The sequence below is a fragment of the Yersinia enterocolitica subsp. enterocolitica genome (assembly GCF_901472495.1).
GTDB lineage: Bacteria > Pseudomonadota > Gammaproteobacteria > Enterobacterales > Enterobacteriaceae > Yersinia > Yersinia enterocolitica.
Map to the genome: position 1 here is coordinate 3603784 of NZ_LR590469.1, position 23129 is coordinate 3626912.

Consider the following 23129-nt stretch of genomic DNA (forward strand, 5'->3'; position numbering starts at 1 on the left):
AGAGTCAAGAGGGTAAATGAGAATAATTACTAAGCGGGGTTGATGCCAAGATAAGGGTATAACGAAAAGGAACGCATGCTGCGTTTGATATTCAGGCTCCATCCTTGGAACCCTATGGTTGCATTACTATTGCAAAAGATAACTTGGCAAAATAGCATTTCGAAAAAGAGAAATTAAAAAATTATGTTGTACAGTAATAGGTTAGTTACAAGTATAGCGACCTGACAATTAGAAAGTGCCCGACAAAATAGCATCCAGCGACGATGGCATCTGAAGCCCGGAAAGAAAAACGATAGCGGTTTAGCAGCCAGATGGTGTGGGATACCAACAATAGCACCGTCCCGGTCAGCAATGAGAAGCTCATGTCTGTGCTACGCGCAAAGTATTGTTCGCCTGCCATCCATACCATAAGCAATGTCATTCCGACGAAAGCAACCACAGGCCAGCGCATTTCATCCAGCCGAGTCCAGATTGTGGCTAACAGCAATGCACCCACAATAATGAGTACCAAGGGAAGCGGCCAGAATAGGGTGAATGTCATCTGGCTGGCAAAACTGATGGTATACAGTAAATGAGAGAGGAAGAATGCACCCAGAGCATAAAGTAAGCGCTCACTGGGTAGCAGCAATAAGGCGTCAGCAACCAGTGTTGCCAATAGGCCTAAAACAATCAGATAGCCCGCAGGGCCAAGAATAGGTGCTTGCCATGCAAGTAACAGCAACAGTAACAGAGTGACGGGTTTGAATACCCAGCGTTGCCAGCGTGGGCCTCGGTAAGTTGCATCAACAAACAACCAACCAGAAAAGAATACAGCAAGGAATGGCCAGCTCATTATTTATCCTTTTTTCTATACAGGTTTCAGTGAAAATACCTGTGTTGTAATGATAATCCGCAATGCCAACAACTCTGATAATACATTAATTAAGTGTAAGGGATGGAACACAAGAGTGATAGCAACACTACAGTGAATTGCATGATTTGTGCCACTTAATGCGTAGTAGTGCGCATAATCAGGTTTAGTGGAGAGGTCGGCCAGTTGAAGTCTTGGTCTTGTCCGGCCCACATGTTATGTTAACGCCGATTTCCGTTCGCTAAATCAAGGGATAGAGGCAATAGCACATGGCCAATGAACAGTTGCTTTATCGCATTCAGTTTATAAATAACGGCAAGAATTATCAGCTCTATGTCCGAGAAGTCGGCCCAAGTGCTTTGTTTGGGTTTATTGAAATTGCTGATTTTGTCTTTGATAGTCAATCGACCTTGCTGGTTGACCCCTCCACAGAAAAATTGAAGACAGAATTTTCCGGTGTTAACCGTAGCTATATCCCCCTTCATTCAGTGATTCGCATTGACGCAGTAACTGAAAAGGGCAGCGCCCGAATCTCCGAACTGGGCAGTAACGTGATGAGCTTCCCTTATCTGCCGGGTAATAAACCTTAAATCCCTCTTCAGAGTGAGATTTAGTGGGTAAGATTATGATGAATAAACCTCCATTATTATTTATTGCCGTGGTGGTATTGATTGTGGTGCTGGCAACACGTCAGTACTGGCAGAAGAAACGGCAAGATGCGGAAAATGACCGCTCACCTGTACGTAGTTTACAAGTTGAAGTTATCGATAAACGTGAGGTTTTAGCCCCCAATCGTCGTTCACGGCAGCGTGAAGAGATTGTGGCAGAAGAAAAACGCTATGAAGTTTATTTTCAACCGTTGCTGAGCGGGGTGGAAGTAAAAAAGAGCAATGAAATCAAAATAGTACTTCCACAGCAGGAATATAATCGTATCGAGCAAGGCGCAAAGGGCACTCTACGCCTTCAAGGGACTCGCTATATTAGCTTTGCCCCAAATTCAGTCGCTAAATAACCTGTCGCCGTAACAGAAATATATGTAGCGACAGTGGGTATTATTTTTTAGGTAGTGGCGGTTGTTTCTTTTGCCAGGCCAACAGCTCGAAAACCCCGAATACAAAAATTTTAAATTGTTGTAATCCACTGATTGGCTGGTCTTTGGGCTGCGTGGATTTAAGTAATATCAGTTGTAATCCATGCATCAAGACCATGAAGATCATAGCGACATCAATAAAATATCTCAAAGGCTTAGGGAACGGCTGGAATAGATTCAGTAGTAGGAAAAACCATACCCCTAACATCAATAACCGGCCGATATTAATCCACATGATGTTGCTCCTGTTCTTCAACTGATACCCGGTCTTGGGGAACATCTTTGTTACGAATATAGAGGCGGTAGGCAACCTGCCCGGCAATTTTCTCTCGATGTAACTGCCAACTGGCAGGGACATCTGCGGCGGCACTTTCGGCCTCTGCTTCAACATAAATCCAGGCATCAGCTGTCAACCAGTTGAATTGCTCTAATAAATTGACTGTTTCCGCCAGCAAACCTTTACGAAAAGGGGGATCAAGGAAAACCAGATCAAAAGGCTGCCCTGGCTGGGCTAACCATTGTAAAGAGTTGGTATTGACCACTTGGCCATTGTCGGCACTCAATAACGCCAGGTTATTGCTCAATTGCTTAGCGACATGTCTGTCAGCTTCTAACAGAACGGTAAAGCCGGCATAGCGGGATAGTGCCTCCAGCCCTAAGGCACCGCTGCCCGCAAAGCAATCCAGGCATCGGGCACCTTGAATCATGGGGGCGAGCCAGTTGAATAGGGTTTCTCTGACACGGTCGGTGGTAGGGCGTAGCCCAGGGCTAACCGGCACCGGTAATTTGCGCCCACGCCATTTACCGCCGATGATGCGGATTTGGCCTGCCGACTGTTGTGGCGCTTGTTTTGCCGTTGTTATAGATCGCTCGGTAGTAGATCGCTTTGCTAAAGGTCGCTTTGCCATAGATTGCTTTGCTTGAAAATTGGCCAGTATTGCAGCACTGAATATAAAAGTTAACCCTCATTCTACCTATGTGTGCAGTGTGGGGGAAACGTTAAACCTTTGTTGATTGAATTCACAATAGAAAGCAGCATCGTGTGCGTGTTGCTGTTCAGGGGAAAGTGATAGACTTGCGAACTATTATCTTATTTATGCAAACCCAAAGTAATTAGAGTCCAAAAATGGCAAAAGAAAAAAAACGTGGATTTTTTTCCTGGCTGGGCTTAGGCCGTCAGAATGAAGAACACACCGCAGAGCCATTGGCTACTGAGAAAGAAGAGACGGCTGAGCAAGTTGTTGAAAATCCAGCTATTGAAGAGCAGGTTCTCAGCGAAAAACAGGCTGAAATAGCGCCCGATAACACCTCTGTCGAGGCAGAAGCACGCGAGTCTGTGGCTGAGCATTCTACACTGGCGCCAGGTGAATGGGATAGCACCGCGATCAGTGAAGTCGCGGCTGAAACCTTGCCGGAAGTCGGGGCGGAACCGGCTGCGCAATCAGTTGAAGAGCCTATAAATTTCGCTGAAGATCCGCAGTATTTACAGCATCATTTCTCACAAAATCACGATGATAAAGACAAGGTTGACTCATGGGATGAAGGCACCGTCAGTGCGCCAGAATTACCGTTGACGGAACACCATGTCGTTATTGATACACCAGCACCGCAAGCTATTGTGGAAGAGTCTCAGGCTGAGGTTATTGAAGAACCGGTTGTTCTTGAAGAAGAAATTGAAGCTGAAGAGGAAGTCGTAGCGGTTGTGGCTCAAGAACAAGAGCGGCCAACCAAAGAAGGCTTTTTTGCCCGTTTAAAACGCAGCTTAATCAAAACCAAGCAGAATCTTGGCTCCGGTTTTATGGGGTTGTTCAGCGGTAAGAAAATCGACGACGATCTGTTTGAAGAACTGGAAGAACAGCTCCTGATCGCCGACGTTGGCGTCGAAACAACCCGTAAAATTATTACCTCTCTGACAGAACATGCCAGCCGTAAGCAACTAAAAGATGCTGAAGCTCTGTATGGCAAGCTCAAAGAGGAAATGTCTGAAATTTTGTCCAAAGTAGATAAGCCATTGGATGTCAGTGGTAAAAATCCGTTTGTCATCTTAATGGTTGGCGTCAATGGGGTGGGTAAAACAACCACCATCGGTAAGTTGGCACGCCAATTCCAAGCTGAAGGGAAATCCGTCATGCTGGCTGCGGGTGATACTTTCCGTGCAGCGGCAGTAGAGCAGCTACAAGTCTGGGGTGATCGCAACAAGATTGCTGTCGTCGCACAGCATACTGGTGCAGACTCAGCGTCAGTTATTTTCGATGCTATTCAGGCTGCTAAAGCGCGTGGTATCGACGTGTTGTTGGCTGATACTGCCGGGCGTTTGCAAAATAAAGCCCATTTGATGGAAGAGCTGAAGAAGATTGTCCGAGTGATGAAAAAGCTGGACGGCGATGCCCCTCATGAGGTTATGCTGACGTTGGATGCCAGTACCGGACAAAATGCGGTTAGTCAGGCAAAACTGTTTAATGAAGCAGTAGGTCTGACCGGAATCACTCTGACTAAACTTGATGGTACCGCTAAGGGCGGGGTGATTTTTGCCATCGCAGATCAGTTCGGTATCCCAATCCGTTATATCGGTGTTGGGGAAGGTATAGAGGATTTACGGCCATTTAAGGCTGACGATTTTATTGAGGCTCTTTTTGCCCGAGAGGATTAATACGGATGATTCGCTTTGAACAGGTCAGTAAAGCTTATCTGGGCGGACGACAGGCGCTGCAAGGGGTAGATTTTCATCTGCGTCCGGCGGAAATGGCGTTTTTGACCGGCCATTCCGGTGCAGGGAAAAGTACTCTGCTGAAACTGATTTGTGGCATTGAGCGCCCCAGTGCCGGCCATATCTGGTTTGGTGGTCATGACATCAGCCGCCTGAAAAACCGCGAAGTGCCTTTTTTGCGCCGCCAGATCGGGATGATCTTCCAAGATCACCATTTGCTGTTGGACAGAACGGTATATGACAATGTCGCTATGCCATTGATTATTGCTGGTGCCAGTACCGAAGATATTCGCCGCAGGGTGTCAGCTGCGCTGGATAAAGTCGGGTTATTGGATAAAGCAAAGAATTTCCCAATTCAGCTTTCTGGTGGTGAGCAACAGCGTGTCGGTATTGCTCGCGCGGTGGTAAACAAGCCGGCGGTATTACTGGCAGATGAACCGACTGGTAACCTGGATGATGCATTATCAGAAGGTATTTTGCGTTTGTTTGAAGAATTTAACCGTGTGGGCGTTACTGTATTAATGGCAACCCACGACACGTCGTTAATTGCCCGGCGTCGCTACCCGATTCTGACATTAAGTCAGGGGCGGATGTCAGGAGCGCATCATGGCGAATAATAGTGCTGCGCAGAAAGCAAAAACCAAGGCACTGAAAGGCGGCTGGCGCGAGCAGTGGCGCTATTCGTGGGTCAATGCTATTGCCGATATGATGCGCCAACCATTGGCGACATTGTTAACCGTGATGGTGATTGCCATCTCACTGACCTTGCCAAGCGTGTGTTATATCGTGTGGAAAAACGTCAGTCAGGCGGCGGATCAATGGTATCCAACCCCGCAATTGACGGTCTATCTGGATAAAGCGCTGGATGATAACGCGGCTGAAAATGTCGTGACTACGCTGAAAACAGAAGCCGGAGTGGAGAAAGTTAATTATCTGTCGCGGGAAGAAGCGATGGGTGAGTTCCGCAACTGGTCTGGTTTTGGCGGTGCTCTGGATATGTTGGAAGAAAACCCGTTGCCCGCCGTGGCCATCATCACGCCTAAGCTGGATTTCCAAAGCTCTGGTACCCTCGATACTCTGCGCGACCGGGTGAGTAAGGTTGAAGGGGTAGCGGAAGTTCGTATGGATGACAGCTGGTTTGCTCGTTTAGCGGCATTAACCGGCTTGGTTGGACAAGTTGCGGCCATGATTGGTGTATTGATGGTGGTTGCCGTATTCCTGGTTATTGGTAACAGTGTACGTCTGAGTATCTTTAGCCGCCGTGATACAATCAATGTCATGAAGCTGATCGGTGCAACCGATGGGTTTATTCTGCGGCCATTCCTGAATGGTGGCGCGATGCTGGGCTTTGGTGGTGCGGTGTTATCACTGATTCTCTCAGAAGCGCTGGTATGGAAGCTAGGCTCCGTTGTGACGCAGGTAGCAACGGTGTTTGGCACCAGCTTTACCCTACATGGTTTGAGCTGGGATGAATGCCTGTTGTTGGTATTAATCTCGGCGATGATCGGCTGGATCGCCGCCTGGCTGGCAACGGTTCAACATTTACGCCGATTTACACCGCAGTAAAAAATGTTTGTTATACTCTTTCCCTGCGGTGTTCATTTGAGGCAGGGAAAGAGGTATTGTGGGCCGCTTAATCCCATTGAATCTGCCTGAAACGCACAACAGGTGATCTGCTAAGATCAGCGGTAGAAAATGTGATCCAGTTTGAACTTTTATGGCAATAATCGGTCGAACAACACAGTGAAATGATAAGGTGCCCAGCGCTTGAATCTGCTTAAGCAGATGCTAAAATATCGGCGTTGAGAGAAATCTGCACTATTTAATATGCCCAATAGACTTCAAGTAGCAGGAAGGCGGCAAGTAAGAAAATCACGATGAATTTACATCAGTAAGTGATTCGGGTGAACGCAAGCAGCCAACAAACCTGCGGTTTGAAATATGACGGGTATAAACATGCAATGAGAGGGTTTCGAATGACCAAAGAAATGCAAACTTTAGCCTTAGTACCCCAAGGTAGTCTGGAAGCCTATATTCGGGCTGCCAATGCCTATCCAATGCTGACAGCAGAGGAAGAGCGGGAACTGGCTGAACGGCTGCATTACCAGGGCGATCTGGAGGCGGCTAAACAGCTAATCCTGTCTCACCTGCGCTTTGTTGCTCATGTTGCCCGTAACTATTCCGGTTATGGTTTGCCACAGGCTGACCTTATTCAGGAAGGTAATATTGGCTTGATGAAAGCAGTTCGCCGTTTTAACCCTGAAGTTGGGGTGCGTCTGGTGTCCTTCGCGGTACACTGGATCAAAGCAGAAATTCATGAATATGTTCTGCGTAACTGGCGGATTGTTAAAGTTGCGACCACTAAAGCTCAGCGTAAATTGTTCTTTAACCTGCGGAAAACTAAGCAGCGTCTGGGCTGGTTCAATCAGGATGAAGTCGAGCTGGTTGCCAAAGAACTGGGTGTGACCAGTAAAGATGTTCGCGAGATGGAGTCACGCATGTCTGCGCAAGACATGACTTTTGATCCAACTCCAGATGATGAAGTACGTGATGGTCAATCTATGGCTCCTGTCCTGTATTTGCAGGATAAAACCTCAGACTTTGCCGATGGCATCGAAGAGGATAACTGGGATAACCATGCGGCAGACAAATTGACATATGCCTTGGAAGGGCTGGACGAGCGGAGTCAGCATATTATCCGTGCTCGTTGGCTGGACGATGACAACAAGTCAACGCTGCAGGAGCTGGCTGATCAGTACGGCGTATCTGCTGAGCGTGTTCGTCAGCTTGAAAAGAATGCGATGAAAAAATTACGTATGGCGATTGAAGCCTAATACAGCGAGATAACGCTGTGTGATCCGAAGAAAGGGCGATACTCATATCGCCCTTTTGCTTTTTTGATGTTTACTGCCAAAAAGCCTACCAAAACCTACCGTTGCCAGCCTTGTTTATTGCGGCTAAAACCACAGGCCAGCATAAAGCTACCCATTGCTTCGTAGTTTGCGGCTACCACTTGCTTATCACTCAGATACCACTGTTGAATGGTGGGTAACTGCCGCAACGTTTCTTCAATAAGATAAAGCCCTACCCCACGCCGGCGCGTCACTTCCCTGACATATAAATCCTCAAGCTCGGCCTGTTGGCCATCCACCATGACTTTCACTGCGCCGAGTAAACGCTCATTGAATCGCGCTGCAAAGAGTGGTTTGCCGTCATTAATCCATTGCAGCCAAGTGGTTTGTTGCTGTTCGGGCCAAATTTTAGCTAAATCGATAAGATCCTGATGAGTAAGGTTTGTTAAACGTTCAATAGTCAGTTTCATCGTCAATAGACCACAAAGAAGCAAGGGTTATAGGGCTGTGGTTTATTGTACTAGATCACAGGTCAGAGCGTTGTGTAAGTTTTTCTGTACGTTCATGGGGGAAAATGTTTTTTCGTTACTGCATTTTCCGAGTTTTAACAGAGTAAACGATCACATAACCAGCACAACTCACTAGCATTTGCGCAAAACCCATTCAATTTAATCCTAATTTTATGCTGTTTACACCGCTTGTTTCTGCTTGTCTCAGTTGATTTGCAGCATAAAAATCCTGTTTAATGGCATGAAAAATAAAGTCTTATTAGAAAAAAGCATCACTTTTGAGACTAAATCATTATTACTTATGAATAAAACGTTACGGCGCTATAAAACGTTAAGACCAACACAACAAGCACGTTCACAACGACAGATGGGGAATTCGCGGATGAAATTAACAAAAGGTAAAGTGTTGCTGGCGGGGTGTATAGCAATGGCGATGAGCCATTCTGTGCTGGCGAAAGACATTAAAGTTGCCATTGTTGGCGCGATGTCCGGCCCGGTTGCCCAATATGGTGACATGGAATTTACCGGTGCACGTCAGGCTATTGCTGATATCAATGCCAAAGGCGGAATTAAAGGCGATAAACTGGTCGGCGTGGAATACGATGATGCCTGCGACCCGAAACAAGCCGTAGCTGTTGCTAACAAAGTAATTAACGATGGTATTCGTTACGTTATCGGCCACCTGTGCTCCTCTTCAACTCAGCCTGCTTCAGATATTTATGAAGATGAAGGCGTGATTATGATCACCCCTGCTGCGACCAATGCTGATCTAACCACTCGTGGTTACAAAATGATTATGCGAACCACTGGTCTGGACTCGGATCAAGGCCCAACTGCGGCTAAATATATTCTTGAAACCATCAAACCAAAACGCATTGCTGTGGTACATGATAAGCAGCAATACGGTGAAGGTTTGGCGCGCTCGGTGCGTGATAGTTTGAAAAAACAAGGCACAGAACCTGTGTTGTTTGAAGGTGTAACCGCAGGTGATAAAGATTTCTCTACCTTGGTGGCTCGTCTCAAGAAAGAGAACGTCGATTTTGTTTATTTCGGCGGTTACTACCCAGAGATGGGGCAAATCCTACGTCAGGCTAAGCAGGCTGGCTTGACAGCACGCTTTATGGGCCCAGAGGGCGTTGGTAACTCCTCACTGTCTAATATCGCTGGTGATGCTTCTGAAGGCATGCTGGTGACTTTGCCAAAACGTTATGATCAGGTTCCTGCTAACCAACCTATCGTTGATGCGCTGAAAGCGAAGAAACTGGACCCAACTGGCCCGTTCGTTTGGACAACCTATGCCGCACTGCAATCGCTGACCACCGCGATGGAACGTAGTGGCAGTCAGGAACCTGCTGATTTGGTCAAAGATCTGAAAACTGGTAAGCCGGTGGAAACAGTGATGGGGCCATTGAGCTGGGATGAAAAAGGCGATCTGAAAGGGTTTGAATTCGGTATTTTTGAATGGCATGCGGATGGGTCATCAACCGCAGTCAAATAATATTAGAATCAATAAGTTATAGGGTTGTTGTTGCAGCAATTCGGCCCCTTTTACCAACTGCATCCCCCCACGTTCCGGGGGGATTTTTCCTTACTGCACACAGTAGATTAGGTGTAGTTGGCTAGGGCAGCCAGGCAAGTGAATCAAAGGGTTAGGGTATGTCAGAGCAGTTTCTTTATTTCCTGCAACAGATGTTCAACGGAGTGACGTTGGGCAGCACTTATGCGCTGATCGCCATCGGTTACACCATGGTGTACGGCATTATCGGCATGATCAACTTCGCTCACGGCGAAGTGTATATGATCAGCAGCTATGTCTCCTTTATCGTGATCGCCGCATTGATGATGGTGGGGATTGATGCCAGTTGGTTATTGATAGGCTCTGCTTTTCTCGTCTCAATTGTCATTGCCAGTACTTATGGTTGGAGTATTGAGCGAGTTGCGTATAAACCGGTTCGCAGCTCTAAACGCTTGATCGCGCTGATCTCGGCGATCGGGATGTCTATCTTTCTGCAAAACTACGTTAGCCTTAACCAAGGTTCGCGGGATCTGGCGTTACCAAGTTTGGTGACCGGCCAGTGGACACTAGCAGAAACGAATGGCTTTGCCGCAACCATTAGCACCATGCAGTTGACCATTTGGATAGTGACCTTCCTGGCAATGTTGGCGCTGACACTCTTTATCCGTTATTCCCGTATGGGGCGCGCTTGCCGTGCCTGTGCTGAAGATTTAAAAATGGCCAGTTTGCTGGGCATTAATACTGACCGTGTTATCTCGCTGACTTTCGTAATCGGTGCGCTGATGGCCGCTGTCGCTGGGGTCTTGTTGGGGCAGTTTTATGGTGTCATTAACCCATACATTGGCTTTATGGCCGGCATGAAAGCGTTCACCGCCGCTGTACTTGGTGGTATCGGCAGCATTCCGGGCGCGATGATCGGTGGCTTGATTCTGGGGATCGCGGAAGCATTAACTTCTGCTTATCTCAGCACAGAATACAAAGATGCAGTTTCATTCGCACTGTTGATTGTTGTGCTATTAGTGATGCCTACCGGGATTTTAGGCCGTCCGGAGGTTGAAAAAGTATGAAACAACTCAATTTCCTTAACGCCATTATTTCCAGTTTTGTTTTGCTCGTCCTCGCCTCGTTTGTGATGGGATTGCAGTTGCAATTAGACGGCACCAAACTCATTGTACAAGGAGCCTCAGAAGTGCGCTGGTTGTGGATTGGCGCGGCGTGTATTGTGGTGTTTTTCTTCCAATTGGTGCGCCCACTCATCCAGCAAGGGATTAAAAAAGTCTCTGGCCCGGCATGGGTTTTGCCCAGCTTTGACGGCACTACCCCGCGCCAGAAGTTATTAGCAGCTGCGATTATTATCGCCGCAATAGCCTGGCCATTCTTGGTCTCCCGAGGTTCCGTGGATATCGCGACTCTGACACTGATTTACGTCATGTTGGGCTTGGGATTAAACGTCGTGGTTGGGCTATCAGGCCTGTTGGTACTGGGTTACGGTGGTTTTTATGCTATTGGCGCTTATACCTATGCGCTGCTAAATCACTATTACGGTCTGGGTTTCTGGGAGAGTTTACCTCTGGCGGGGATTGTCGCAGCACTGTCGGGCTTCCTGTTGGGCTTCCCGGTTTTACGTCTGCGCGGGGACTATTTAGCCATTGTGACACTCGGTTTCGGTGAGATTGTGCGTATTTTGCTGCTCAACAATACGGAGATTACCGGCGGGCCGAATGGGATTAGCCAAATTCCTAAACCGACACTGTTTGGTTTGGAATTCAGCCGCACCGCAAAAGACGGGGGCTGGGACACTTTCCATAATTTCTTTGGCCTGACTTATGATCCAAGTGACCGCATCATCTTCCTGTATATGGTGGCACTGCTGCTGGTGATCCTGACCCTGTTTGTGATTAACCGATTGCTGCGTATGCCGCTGGGACGGGCTTGGGAAGCACTGCGCGAAGATGAAATCGCCTGTCGCTCCTTGGGTTTAAGCCCAACTAAAATCAAATTGACTGCGTTTACCATCAGTGCTGCTTTTGCTGGCTTTGCCGGCACATTGTTTGCAGCTCGACAAGGTTTTGTCAGCCCAGAGTCCTTCACTTTCGTGGAATCGGCGTTTGTATTAGCGATTGTGGTATTAGGTGGGATGGGGTCGCAGTTCGCTGTTATCTTAGCGGCGGTATTGCTGGTGGTGTCACGCGAATTAATGCGTGATCTCAATGCGTACAGTATGTTGCTATTGGGTGCATTGATGGTATTGATGATGATTTGGCGTCCACAGGGCTTATTACCGATGAAAAGGCCGCAGTTGAAGCTGAAAGTTGCTGATATCAAAGCTAAACAGGGGGAACAAGCATGAGTACGCAACCTTTGTTAGCGGTCGAAGGGCTGTCGATGCGCTTTGGTGGGTTATTGGCGGTGAATAATGTCGGCCTGAATCTCAATCAAGGGGAGATTGTCTCGCTGATTGGCCCCAATGGCGCGGGTAAAACCACAATCTTTAACTGCCTGACCGGTTTCTATCGCCCGACGGGCGGCACAATTAAATTACGTGATCGCCATATCGAAGGGCTTCCTGGGCAAGTTATTGCGCGTATGGGGGTGATTCGTACTTTCCAGCATGTGCGTTTGTTCCGCGAGATGACGGTGGTAGAGAACCTACTGGTGGCACAGCATCAGCATCTTAAAAGTGGTGTGTTTGCCGGTTTGCTGAAAACGCCGGGCTTTCGGCGGGCAGAGGCTGATGCATTGGAACGAGCGGCAACCTGGCTAGAGCGGGTCGGATTATTGGAACTGGCCAACCGTCAGGCGGGGAATCTGGCTTACGGTCAGCAACGGCGTTTGGAAATTGCTCGCTGTATGGTGACTCGCCCTGAGCTATTGATGCTGGATGAACCGGCTGCTGGCCTGAACCCGAAAGAAACTGATGAACTGAATCAGTTGATTATGGAATTGCGCGACCAACACCAAGTCTCGGTCTTGTTAATTGAGCATGATATGAAGCTGGTGATGGGGATTTCTGATCGTATTTATGTGGTGAATCAGGGAACGCCGTTGGCACAAGGCTCACCAATAGAAATTCGTAATAATCCAGATGTGATCCGAGCCTATTTGGGTGAATAACTTATTATCAGGCCAATAAAAAACGGGCGAGGCATTAACCTAACATGTTGTCATTTAATCAAGTTTCAGCCCATTACGGCAAAATTCAGGCATTGCATCAGGTTAGTTTGCACATCCAACAAGGTGAAATTGTCACATTGATTGGTGCTAATGGTGCGGGTAAAACAACTCTGTTGGGCACATTGTGTGGCGAACCGCGAGCCACCGAAGGTAGTATTATTTTCGGCGAGCAGGATATTACCAGCTGGCAGACGGCACGCATCATGCGCGAGGCAATTGCCATTGTGCCGGAAGGGCGCAGGGTATTTTCCCGCATGACGGTGGAAGAGAACCTGGCGATGGGCGGATTTTTTGCCGATCGCCAGCAATATCAGCAACGTATCGAGCGGGTTTACGATTTATTCCCACGGCTGTTTGAACGCCGGGCCCAGCGCGCTGGCACTATGTCTGGTGGTGAACAGCAAATGTTGGCGATTGGGCGTGCTTTAATGAGCCAACCTAAACTTTTGCTGTTGGATGAACCGTCTCTCGGATTGGCTCCGATTATTATTCTGCAAATATTTGATACTATTCAACAATTAAGGGAAGAGGGGATGACCATCTTCCTGGTTGAGCAGAACGCGAATCAGGCACTGAAGTTGGCCGACCGAGGTTATGTGCTGGAAAATGGCCGTATTGTACTGGAGGATACGGGAGCTGCATTACTGGCAAATGAAGCCGTGCGATCGGCTTATTTAGGTGGTTAGGTATTCAACTCTTTCAACTTATTATTTTCTAAGGCCCAACTCTGGGCCTTATTAATTTCTTTATGCTAAAGGTGTGATAGTAAAATTTAGCGTATCACTATAACTGCCTTTATCAGTGGTATTGGTGCTGAAAAGCTTTATTTTTGGTGTCCAGCACATTTTTTCTGCATCTTTTTTTAAGTAATTAATATAATTATCTTCTGGTAAGAAAAAAGCATAATTAATTCCTTCAGTCATTAATATTACCTGGTAATTAATGATCTTATCTTTATCTTTTAATTGGAAATGATTACGATCCGCAGATAATCCATTCAGGTTGTTAGCTTGAATTCTATGTAAAACAGGTCTTACCCCCATCGATTGATAATGAATACAAAAACGATTGTTTTCTGCATTCTCTAATGAGGCATCTAAACCAGCACCATTAGCTGTGTTATCGAGTAATAAGTCTAAGTCGAGAGGCTTTAATTGCCATCTTGCAGAGGATAAACGAAATTTAGGATCTATTTTGACGGCTTCTGGTGCTACTCCTGCCTGAGGATCAAAAATTTCGCATTGTTTTCCTGTTGAACCAAAAGAGAGACCTTTAGATGAAAGCAAAGAGTATTGTTGTTCTCCTCTATTGAGCACACCACCTACTGTTGCCCCGATTCTGATATTTTTAAGTGTATTAGCAGCAATCGTGAATGACACATCATAGTGTGTATGACTAAATGTACCTGGACTGCTATCAAACTTTATCTCTTTAATGTTATTACTCGCATGGCTAGAATTAGCGCCATCGAGAAAAATATTACTAATATTCCTAATGTTAATACTATGATTTTCTTCACCATTATAGTTATAAAAATAAAGTGAAAGTATGGCGTGGTGTGGGATTAATTTAATGGATTCATCATCGGGAATTTTAATTAACTGCTTCCACTGTTCAATATGTGGGTTTACATCAGAAAATAGATCGTTAACCAAATGGGCACGAAAAGAAACCGCTATGCTACTGTCTTCTAATACTGTCACTGAGCAATTAGAATAGTTTTTGATATAGGGATAAAAAGAGGGATTGGCCATCGCTATGGGTTGCATTATGAACAACATGAGAATTAATAGTAACTTTTTGCTTTTAATATTCATTTGATAGTCTCTCCATGACTCATCAGATATTTATCTCAACTGTTTTTTTCAACTAATTATCTCAGCTATTTGTTTCAAACAATAATGTTAGCTGACCATAATATTTACCGGTTATATCCAGCCCACTGGGGGCTTGTGCGGAGATCTGCAATAGATAATCTGTAGTGCTCTGACTCGATGTGCTTTTTGCTACGGTAAAAGTCTGTGGATTATCAGACAGTAACTTTAGGCTGGCATGATCCGTACCCCAGCTTATATTAGCAGGGGAGAACTCCTTAACTGGAGAGTAGACACCCCCTGAGCGGCGGGTGAGTACCAGCGGTTTTTTCACCGAAATACGATATCCTTCCAGCCTGCGCAGTTTTACTGTTATTGGCACTTCGGCCTGATAAAGCGAAGGATTCTCTGGGGTACTTGTTAGTGTGATGCTGTGGTACCAGCCGCCTTGTGGCTTTTCGATCTCGATTCTGGGTTGCGCAGTCACTTCTAGCGTAACGTCAATATCCCCCAGAGGAATGGTATCTGCTCTGGCCTGTAAGGGGAGTAACAGTAATATCAGTGCAATTTTTAGTGTATTCATAGCGTTCCTTATTTTTTGCCAGCAGGGCAGCGCAAGTTGAAAGTCTCACTCTCGACCATTCCCCTTACATCGCGGACAGCCAGTTGCCGTTGCTTACCGGGATAAAGATTAAAATCATCAATAACTCGGCCCTGAGCTTCTAATTGATACCATTGCAAGCGAGTATTGCCGGTATTGTGTAATTTCACTGATCCGTTAATACAGTGGTGTGTCCATTGGTGTTGCTGTGAGGCAGGCAAGTGCCTGATCAAACCCATATAGCTGAGTTGCACTCCCAATACGGCACCATTCCCGCTGACACTGCGGTTATTCACCGGTGTAACCGCTAATCGATAAACTTGCTCTTTATCCGGCGAACTCAGTGCGTTAAGCAATATCTTCCCACTCTGTTGCGGCCCCAAAGTCATTTTGGCCGGGGCAGCAAACAGTGCGGGTTGTACTTGTTCGCTGACTGGGGTCAGTGACTCCTGCTCAGGTAATTCACCAGGGTTATTAAGCTGATACAGTTGCACTGTGATGTATTCAGTTTCAGTACCATGATTGGTGACTGTAACCACTGCACTTTTCTGCTGCACTTCCAGCACATGTGGCTGGATATCTATTGCGGCAAAAGTACCAACAGGCAGGAAACTAGCCACAACGAATAGAAAAGGTTTCATTATCTACCTCACCCATAAGTTGTTGGGCTGATAAGGTGACAGGTGTGCCGGGATACAGATTAAGACTGTCGGTCAGCGCGGAGTTATCAGCTGATTTTAATTGCTTAAATTTGCTATGGATGGTGCCAGTGGAGGTCAGCATGAGGTTTCCCCCAGACAGGCATTGATGCTGCCAATGACGAATTTGTTCTGCGTGAGGCGGCAGATGATGAACTAACACGCCGTAACCAATACTGACTGTCATCGGGGCGTGTATTTTGCTTTTATCTTCACTGTTCCCAATCGCTTTGATATCGACTATCGGGTTGATATATAGGCGATAAAGTGTTTCTTGAGCGGGTGCCTTCAAAGGCAATAGCTTAATGTCGCGTTTTTGCTTCGGCCCTAAGGTAATGCGGTTGGGATTAAAAATCATTTCAGGTTGAGTGATATCACTGATCAATGTCTTTTGTTCTGGGTTGATTCCAGGGTTATCAACGCGCTGTAATGTAATATCCAGATAAAGTGGTTTATCACCGCTGTTATAAACCTGCACAGTGCGATGTTGATCCAAAGCTTCTACCGTGGTGCGGGCCGGGATTGCCACTAACTGAGCATAAGTTGTGGCAATAGGGGCTGCCAATAAAGCAATTGTGGATAATAAGTAAACGTATTTCATAACCATTCCTGTCGAAATTAATTCAAGTGGCAAAGATAAATGTGATCGCGTTGCTGGCGCATATCGCAGCGGTAGCGGGCCGAAGTGCTTTGAACCGTGATGTTTTTTAGTATCACGTCAGATTGAATAGAGAACAGGCCATTAGGATGAACCGTGTCGCCAGTCTCATCAATCACTCCACTAACCGGTTGCCCCTGGGGGCCTTTGAGAAAACCGTGGTAAAGCAGATTTAAGGTGATATTGGCCTGACTTGAAAACACCTGTCCCGGATGAGCGCGCGTAATATTGACTGGCAATTGAATATTCATCTCCACATCACTGTGGTTACTGTGGGTGCGAACAAAGAAACGATCCTGATAGCGTGGAATGGGAATGGCATAGACACCGCTGCCACTGATCGGTTGACCTTCTGCAGTGAAGCTATAGGGAGTGCCTGCCAGATCCGGTGTTTCTATCAGTAATGCAGTTCCACTGTAGCTGCTGCGACCTAATGCAATCCCTTGTGGGCTGATAGCCAACATGCCGTTATAGCTGATACCGCCATTGGCTATCTTGTTGTCTACCCCTGCTCGTGCCGATACATCACCGCGGCTGCCACTGCGATGAGCAAAGCTGCCGACACTATTGCTTTTCCCGCTGGTGCTGCCATCAATACCGAAAGTGCTGGTGCCGTAGTTATCACTAAACTCTTTTTGATAGCTGGCACTGGTCGTTAGCTGTTGTCGGGCATAAGCACTGTTGATGCTGGCGCTGTTTTTGAGGAAAGACAGAGTGGTATTAAGAAATACGCCGTAATTATTTTGGCTGTTCCATTGCCCACCTTTTTGTACTCCGAGCGACAGAGCCATGCCATATTGCGGTCGCCGCCAGTCCCAACGACTTTGAATGCGGTGTTGGCGATTATTTTTATATTGATTAAATTGATAACTAAGCTGAGTTGGCCCAAAACGGCGGCTATAAGAAGCTGAGGTACTACCAGCATTAGGTGCGTATATCGACACATCAGGCGTTTGGTAGCGGGCAAGCGAGGCATATCCCAGACCAGAATTCCCACCGGTTAAACGCAAATATCCCCCACTGCGTTTTTCACCCGACATCAGCCCCAAAGTGGGGGTAATATTCAGATCATAAATGCCCAGTGGGTGTGAGGCATTCCCTTCGGCGGTCCAGTGGCTGGCGGTGTCTTTAAGTAGTGTGATATTGGTTTGCAGGCTTTTCAGGTTCATGCTGCGGCCAAATTGCATCAGATGAGGGGCGTTATTACTACGCACTGCACCTTTGCCCAAGGTCAGGAACCAGCCATTATTAGTCTGAGTACCTATATTGCTGATAGTTTGGCTTTCCTGATTAATGACTTTTCCGGTGCGATCCACTAAACGAATCTCAACGGTGTAATAGCCGCCGGGGAGTTGGCTGTAATCAATTTCGTTACGGCCTAGTTGGGCTGGAATACGGCGGATGAGTTGGTTATCACGGTAAATTTCAAAATCGCCATCACTGGTGGCGTACAGCACCAAGCTCCCTGCCGAGGGTTTATCAATGGCTAAATAGCTCTGACTGCCTAGTGTTACGAATTGGTCTAAGGCCGGATTGACCAGGGTATGAATACTGCCTGCGCTATTATCCAGATTGTTTTGCCGGCCAGCGCGCAAATAGTGCGCCTGAAAATTCTTTTGCAGATACCAACTGCCAACGCCTATTTGGGTCTGTTGCTGGTATCCTGATTGATGGGCGTATGAGTTATTGTTCTTTATCCGCGCAGCATTATAAAACCAATGGGCAAAGGCAAAAGATTGATAGGGTAGCCCAAGGTAGCCTTGCCCACGAGCAGAAACAGCCCGATACTGTTCTGTAGCCAACCGCAGATCAAAAGATTGGTTATGTACTAATCCCCAAGTGGTGACCGGCATGAGATAACGGTTATTGTTATTAGTCATTGTGACCACATGATTAACTTTATCTACGGTAATTCGATGGTTCGATAAGATATAGTCGCAGCCATTTTGGCACTGTAAATAAGGTATTTGCGGTAAGATACTCGCTAATAAAGTAATGGATGATTCATCAATATGATTATCACGATATTGTTGTTGATCAAAGCTTAATTGTTGTTTTTCTTCTGAGAAGAACAGCGGGCTGGGCAGGGTCTTCCCGTTTAATATACCTAGTAATTGCAGTGTATTATGTTCCTCGGCAGCAGAAAAACCCGCCGGAACTAAGTGCTCAATAGTAATATCTTCGGAACCAACTGAGTTAAATGAAGTGAGTAATAGAGCAACTAAAACAGCCTTGTCAATTATTGACGGGGTTTTCATAGGATTCCATTCCATTTTATTTTATTTCTTACTGCATATATATGGCAGCATGCTTTTTCGATAAATAAACCTTTATATTAATGGTGTTAGTAACATTAATTTAATACGAGTATTTAGTTGAAAATAGCATGCAGCCAAGAGTTCACCCCTGACTGCATGTATTATCTATAAGGAAATTATAATGTTTTACTTAATTAAATTTAAGCTTCAGCTTCAATGGAGAGTTTAAGGACACCGGTATATATTTCTCCATCAACAGCATCTATGGGTTGTTTAGCTGAGATGTTTAAACTCCCCGAAAAATCAGTATTAGTCAGGTCAAAAACTTCGGCAGCACTGCCATTTTTCAATTCTTTACCCTCTATATTTACTTTGTAATCAGTAAATGTCTTGTTGTTGCTATTCAGCATGGCGAATGCTTCTCTCAGAGAGACTTTTATTTTAGTCCCACCTAGAGAAGTGAACTTAATCTGTTCAGTATGAGTAAAGTGACCATCATTCTTCACAGGGTCGTATGTCATCTTGATGGCGTCAAGCGCTCGGCCACTATTCTTGGTCAGTTTTATTGCAGAAACAATTTTTGCTTCAATCGCAATATCTTTTTCTACAGGGGCAGCATTAGCACTGCTGCTAGCCAATATAGCGATAGTAACAATTGAAAGTAGTGTCTTTTTCATTGTAAATATCCGATAGTCCATTATGTGTTATATGAGATCCCTATCCATAAATGGATAAGGAGTTAATAATACGAGTGGCTTATATGTGTATATAGCAATGATAACGAGGGCGTTAAATAGTTACGTTAATACACCATCAGTAAGCCGGAAAGAACACTAACATTTTAAATGGCATTATTTCAAGCAAGAGTTAGTCCTATTTTTTTTGGTTTCAATTATTTTATTATTCAATATGATAAATAATCTATGATTATACTTAATGAATGTTATTAATGATTGGTTGATATTTAAGTTAAATTAACTTTGCGATTATTTTTATGATAAGTTTGTTTTTTAAGGAAATAAATAGTCATTATTGACTAATAAGAGTTATTTAAAAGATTAACCTGTCTGACACCTATTTGACCCGCTATTTTCATTGTTTTGTCACTTTTCTGTCATGTGGAAGTTATATTTCTGTCATGAAAAGGTGTCATGTTTGCTTCCGAACAAAAACTGATTTATTTCGCTCATCCGCAAAATTCATTGAGATGGGCCATACGGATTTATTCAGGGGCCAGATATGTTTAACAATGCTATTCGTAAAACGTCGATTTGTGTTGCGCTGACTTTGGCATTCAGTGCCAATGCGATGGCGGTAACTGAAATTCCTTTCTGGCACTCGATGGAAGGGGAGTTAGGCGTAGAAGTTAACTCGTTAGCTGATCGCTTTAACCAGTCGCATAGCGATTATAAAATTGTGCCGGTCTATAAAGGCAACTACGAACAAAGTCTGGCGGCGGGCATTGCTGCTTTCCGTTCAGGGAAAGCGCCTGCTATTTTGCAGGTTTATGAAGTTGGCACCGCCACCATGATGGCGAGTAAGGCGATTAAGCCGGTATTCCAGGTATTTAAAGACGCCAATATTAATTTTGATGAATCCGTTTTCGTCCCGACGGTTGCGGGTTATTACACTGATGCGAAAACGGGCCACTTATTATCTCAGCCATTTAACAGCTCTACGCCGGTGTTGTATTACAACAAAGATGCCTTCAAAAAAGCGGGTTTGAATCCAGATCAACCGCCTAAAACCTGGCAAGAATTGGCCGAAGATACCGCTAAATTACGTGCCGCAGGATCAAGTTGTGGTTATGCCAGCGGCTGGCAGGGGTGGATTCAAATTGAAAACTTCAGTGCCTGGCATGGTCAGCCAATTGCCAGCCGTAATAATGGTTTTGATGGCACCGATGCGGTATTGGAATTCAATAAGCCTTTGCAAGTTAAACATATTCAATTGCTGTCTGATATGAACAAGAAAGGTGATTTCACCTATTTTGGTCGTAAAGATGAATCGACTGCCAAGTTCTATAACGGTGATTGCGCTATTACCACTGCCTCTTCCGGATCACTTGCGGATATTCGCCATTACGCCAAATTTAATTACGGTGTGGGCATGATGCCTTACGATGCTGATGCCAAGGATGCCCCACAAAACGCCATTATTGGTGGGGCCAGCCTGTGGGTGATGGATGGGAAAGACAAAGATACTTATAAGGGCGTAGCTGAATTCCTACAATTCCTGACCCAGTCGGAAATTGCTGCTGAATGGCATCAGAAAACCGGCTACTTGCCTATCACCACCGCTGCGTATGAGCTGACCAAGCAACAGGGCTTCTATGACAAGAATCCAGGTGCTGATGTCGCCACTCGCCAAATGCTGAACAAACCGCCATTGCCATATACCAAAGGCTTGCGTCTGGGCAATATGCCACAGATTCGCACGGTGGTAGATGAAGAGCTGGAAGGTGTTTGGACGGGCAAGAAAACACCACAGCAAGCATTAGATACCGCTGTGTCTCGAGGTGATGTGTTGCTGCGTCGTTTCGAGCAAACCAACAAATAAGGTTATTTGCCAGTTTGGGTGAGCAGCTTTAGCACTCAAACTGGCGATATTCATCAGGCCAATAACTCTGTGTAGCAACTAGCACCCTGTTCGATAAATGGTTAACTTTATGTCATCTTCCCGTCCCGGTTTTTCCTGTAGTTGGTTACCTTACCTGCTGGTATTACCGCAACTGGCTATTACTGCTGTTTTCTTCCTGTGGCCTGCCGGTGAAGCGCTGTGGTATTCGGTACAAATGCTCGACCCATTCGGCCTCTCCAGCGAATTTGTTGGGCTGAGTAACTTTATTGCGCTGTTTCACGATGAATATTATTTAGCTTCATTTTACACCACACTGATTTTCAGCTCGCTGGTGGCGGGGATCGGCTTGGTGGTGTCGCTATTTCTGGCGGCGATGGTGGATTACGTGTTGCGCGGCAGCCGTATTTATCAAACTTTAATGATTTTACCTTATGCCGTAGCCCCTGCCGTGGCGGCAGTGTTGTGGATCTTTTTGTTCAATCCCGGTCTGGGGTTGATCACTCATTTTTTGGCCTCACTCGGCTACAACTGGAATCACGCCCAAAATAGTGGGCAGGCGATGTTTCTGGTGGTATTGGCGTCGGTGTGGAAGCAAATCAGTTATAACTTCTTATTTTTCCTTGCTGCGCTGCAATCTATCCCGCGTTCATTAGTTGAAGCCGCAGCCATTGACGGAGCCGGGCCAGTGCGCCGCTTCTTCAATTTGGTGTTGCCGTTGATTTCGCCGGTGAGCTTCTTCCTACTGGTGGTGAATCTGGTCTATGCCTTCTTCGATACTTTCCCGGTAATTGATGCCGCAACAGGCGGTGGCCCGATGCAGGCGACCACCACCCTGATTTATAAAATTTACCGCGAAGGTTTTGCCGGGTTGGATTTATCCAGTTCAGCGGCTCAGTCAGTTGTGCTGATGTTGCTGGTGATTGGTTTGACGGTTATCCAGTTCCGCTTTGTTGAGCGTAAGGTGCGTTACCAATGATTGAGAATCGCCGTGGGCTGGATATCTTTTGCCACGTCATGCTGATTATCGGCGTGCTGTTGATTCTGTTCCCGCTGTATGTGGCTTTTGTCGCGGCATCTCTGGATGACACCCAAGTGTTCCAGGTGCCAATGACGCTGATTCCTGGCCCGCATTTATGGCAGAACATCAGCCATATTTGGCATGCTGGTGTGGGCAATAATAGCGCACCTTTTGGCTTGATGCTGTTTAATAGCTTTGTGATGGCATTTGCGATTACCGTCGGCAAAATCACGGTATCGATGCTGTCTGCCTATGCCATCGTCTATTTCCGCTTCCCGCTACGTAACCTGTTCTTCTGGCTAATTTTCCTCACCCTAATGCTGCCGGTTGAAGTGCGAATTTTCCCGACGATTCAGGTGATTGCCAACCTGAATATGCTAGATAGCTATACCGGTCTGACTCTGCCGCTGATGGCATCCGCTACTGCCACTTTCTTATTCCGCCAGTTCTTTATGACCTTGCCAGATGAGCTATTGGAAGCGGCGCGCATTGATGGGGCGGGCGCTATGCGCTTTTTCTGGGATATCGTTTTGCCGCTATCGAAAACCAATTTGGCAGCGCTGTTTGTTATCACTTTTATCTATGGTTGGAACCAATATCTCTGGCCAATCCTGATTACCAGCGATGCTTCTATGGGTACGGCGGTAGCGGGAATCAGAAGCATGATTTCCAGCTCAGGCGCTCCAACCCAGTGGAATCAGGTGATGGCAGCAATGATTTTGACTTTAATTCCACCGGTCGCGGTGGTCCTTCTGATGCAGCGTTGGTTTGTACGCGGTCTGGTAGACAGTGAGAAGTAATCTG

Annotated in this window: 24 protein-coding genes; 14 read left to right on the forward strand and 10 right to left on the reverse strand. The window is 46.2% G+C overall.

The genetic code is table 11. From position 1 onward, the window contains the following. Positions 1-205: 205 nt before the first annotated feature. Positions 206-832 (reverse strand): lysoplasmalogenase, encoded by a 627-nt coding sequence (locus FGL26_RS17090; protein ID WP_005176373.1) that lies wholly within the window; start codon positions 830-832, stop codon positions 206-208. A gap of 287 nt (positions 833-1119) precedes the next feature. On the opposite strand from FGL26_RS17090, the gene FGL26_RS17095 reads away from it, so the two are divergent. Beyond that, complete coding sequence (locus FGL26_RS17095; RefSeq protein WP_005163956.1) at positions 1120-1440, forward strand: DUF1820 family protein; 321 nt, start codon at positions 1120-1122, stop codon at positions 1438-1440. Between the two features lie 38 nt (positions 1441-1478). Next, positions 1479-1862, forward strand: coding sequence for a DUF2500 domain-containing protein (locus tag FGL26_RS17100; RefSeq protein WP_005176369.1), 384 nt, complete (start codon positions 1479-1481; stop codon positions 1860-1862). A 40-nt stretch (positions 1863-1902) separates the two neighbouring features. On the opposite strand, the gene FGL26_RS17105 is transcribed toward FGL26_RS17100, so the two are convergent. Together FGL26_RS17105 and rsmD are read right to left on the reverse strand one after the other, a co-directional pair. Then, positions 1903-2175, reverse strand: a complete 273-nt coding sequence (locus FGL26_RS17105) for a DUF1145 family protein (protein WP_005163952.1) — start codon at positions 2173-2175, stop codon at positions 1903-1905. Then, entirely contained in the window at positions 2165-2848 is a 684-nt protein-coding gene (rsmD, locus tag FGL26_RS17110; RefSeq protein ID WP_005176368.1) for a 16S rRNA (guanine(966)-N(2))-methyltransferase, read from the reverse strand. Before rsmD ends, FGL26_RS17105 begins: the two co-directional genes overlap by 11 nt. Positions 2849-3066: 218 nt before the next feature. On the opposite strand from rsmD, the gene ftsY reads away from it, so the two are divergent. The 4 genes from ftsY to rpoH all read left to right on the forward strand — a co-directional run bounded on the left by ftsY (position 3067) and on the right by rpoH (position 7481). Beyond that, entirely contained in the window at positions 3067-4590 is a 1524-nt protein-coding gene (gene ftsY, locus FGL26_RS17115; protein ID WP_005176365.1) for a signal recognition particle-docking protein FtsY, read from the forward strand. Between the two features lie 5 nt (positions 4591-4595). Beyond that, the gene (gene ftsE / locus FGL26_RS17120; RefSeq protein WP_004391337.1) at positions 4596-5264 is read left to right on the forward strand and encodes a cell division ATP-binding protein FtsE; all 669 of its coding nucleotides are present in this window, start codon (positions 4596-4598) and stop codon (positions 5262-5264) included. After that, a complete protein-coding gene (gene ftsX / locus FGL26_RS17125) occupies positions 5254-6213 on the forward strand; it encodes a permease-like cell division protein FtsX (RefSeq protein WP_005176360.1) in 960 nt (319 codons plus the stop codon). The genes ftsE and ftsX overlap by 11 nt, the downstream gene beginning before the upstream one ends. A gap of 410 nt (positions 6214-6623) precedes the next feature. After that, positions 6624-7481, forward strand: a complete 858-nt coding sequence (gene rpoH / locus FGL26_RS17130) for an RNA polymerase sigma factor RpoH (protein WP_005163942.1) — start codon at positions 6624-6626, stop codon at positions 7479-7481. Positions 7482-7576: 95 nt separating this feature from the next. On the opposite strand, the gene panM is transcribed toward rpoH, so the two are convergent. Beyond that, on the reverse strand, positions 7577-7969 hold the full coding sequence (gene panM, locus FGL26_RS17135) for an aspartate 1-decarboxylase autocleavage activator PanM (RefSeq protein WP_005176356.1): 393 nt from the start codon (positions 7967-7969) through the stop codon (positions 7577-7579). A gap of 421 nt (positions 7970-8390) precedes the next feature. On the opposite strand from panM, the gene FGL26_RS17140 reads away from it, so the two are divergent. The 5 genes from FGL26_RS17140 (at position 8391) to livF (ending at position 13384) form a co-directional block, all read left to right on the forward strand. Next, positions 8391-9506 carry a branched-chain amino acid ABC transporter substrate-binding protein gene (locus tag FGL26_RS17140; RefSeq protein ID WP_005163937.1) on the forward strand — a complete coding sequence of 372 codons (1116 nt, stop codon included), beginning with the start codon at positions 8391-8393 and terminating at the stop codon, positions 9504-9506. Positions 9507-9664: 158 nt separating this feature from the next. Further along, positions 9665-10591, forward strand: a complete 927-nt coding sequence (gene livH / locus FGL26_RS17145) for a high-affinity branched-chain amino acid ABC transporter permease LivH (protein ID WP_005163935.1) — start codon at positions 9665-9667, stop codon at positions 10589-10591. After that, positions 10588-11874, forward strand: coding sequence for a high-affinity branched-chain amino acid ABC transporter permease LivM (locus FGL26_RS17150; protein WP_005176352.1), 1287 nt, complete (start codon positions 10588-10590; stop codon positions 11872-11874). Before livH ends, FGL26_RS17150 begins: the two co-directional genes overlap by 4 nt. Next, a complete protein-coding gene (livG, locus tag FGL26_RS17155; RefSeq protein WP_005176349.1) occupies positions 11871-12638 on the forward strand; it encodes a high-affinity branched-chain amino acid ABC transporter ATP-binding protein LivG in 768 nt (255 codons plus the stop codon). Before FGL26_RS17150 ends, livG begins: the two co-directional genes overlap by 4 nt. Before the next feature lie 44 nt (positions 12639-12682). Further along, on the forward strand, positions 12683-13384 hold the full coding sequence (gene livF, locus FGL26_RS17160) for a high-affinity branched-chain amino acid ABC transporter ATP-binding protein LivF (RefSeq protein ID WP_005176347.1): 702 nt from the start codon (positions 12683-12685) through the stop codon (positions 13382-13384). Between the two features lie 60 nt (positions 13385-13444). Here livF and FGL26_RS17165 read toward each other — a convergent pair whose 3' ends face one another. From FGL26_RS17165 to FGL26_RS17190, 6 genes are all read right to left on the reverse strand, one after another. Then, positions 13445-14515 (reverse strand): hypothetical protein, encoded by a 1071-nt coding sequence (locus FGL26_RS17165; protein ID WP_011815357.1) that lies wholly within the window; start codon positions 14513-14515, stop codon positions 13445-13447. Between the two features lie 61 nt (positions 14516-14576). After that, complete coding sequence (locus tag FGL26_RS17170; RefSeq protein WP_005176342.1) at positions 14577-15095, reverse strand: hypothetical protein; 519 nt, start codon at positions 15093-15095, stop codon at positions 14577-14579. An 8-nt stretch (positions 15096-15103) separates the two neighbouring features. After that, complete coding sequence (locus tag FGL26_RS17175) at positions 15104-15754, reverse strand: fimbrial biogenesis chaperone (protein ID WP_005176339.1); 651 nt, start codon at positions 15752-15754, stop codon at positions 15104-15106. After that, a complete protein-coding gene (locus FGL26_RS17180) occupies positions 15726-16412 on the reverse strand; it encodes a hypothetical protein (protein WP_005176336.1) in 687 nt (228 codons plus the stop codon). The genes FGL26_RS17175 and FGL26_RS17180 overlap by 29 nt, the downstream gene beginning before the upstream one ends. 17 nt (positions 16413-16429) lie before the next feature. Next, positions 16430-18742: a TcfC E-set like domain-containing protein gene (locus FGL26_RS17185; RefSeq protein ID WP_072075791.1), complete on the reverse strand. Its 2313-nt coding sequence runs from the start codon at positions 18740-18742 to the stop codon at positions 16430-16432. Positions 18743-18927: 185 nt separating this feature from the next. Next, positions 18928-19404, reverse strand: coding sequence for a CS1 type fimbrial major subunit (locus FGL26_RS17190; RefSeq protein WP_005176332.1), 477 nt, complete (start codon positions 19402-19404; stop codon positions 18928-18930). Positions 19405-19966: 562 nt separating this feature from the next. Between FGL26_RS17190 and ugpB the strand changes: the two genes are divergently transcribed. The 3 genes from ugpB (at position 19967) to ugpE (ending at position 23125) form a co-directional block, all read left to right on the forward strand. Beyond that, positions 19967-21286: a sn-glycerol-3-phosphate ABC transporter substrate-binding protein UgpB gene (gene ugpB, locus FGL26_RS17195; RefSeq protein WP_005176330.1), complete on the forward strand. Its 1320-nt coding sequence runs from the start codon at positions 19967-19969 to the stop codon at positions 21284-21286. 109 nt (positions 21287-21395) lie between these two features. Then, positions 21396-22283 (forward strand): sn-glycerol-3-phosphate ABC transporter permease UgpA, encoded by an 888-nt coding sequence (gene ugpA / locus FGL26_RS17200; protein ID WP_004703935.1) that lies wholly within the window; start codon positions 21396-21398, stop codon positions 22281-22283. Further along, positions 22280-23125: a sn-glycerol-3-phosphate ABC transporter permease UgpE gene (gene ugpE, locus FGL26_RS17205; RefSeq protein ID WP_005176328.1), complete on the forward strand. Its 846-nt coding sequence runs from the start codon at positions 22280-22282 to the stop codon at positions 23123-23125. The genes ugpA and ugpE overlap by 4 nt, the downstream gene beginning before the upstream one ends. Positions 23126-23129: the final 4 nt, after the last annotated feature.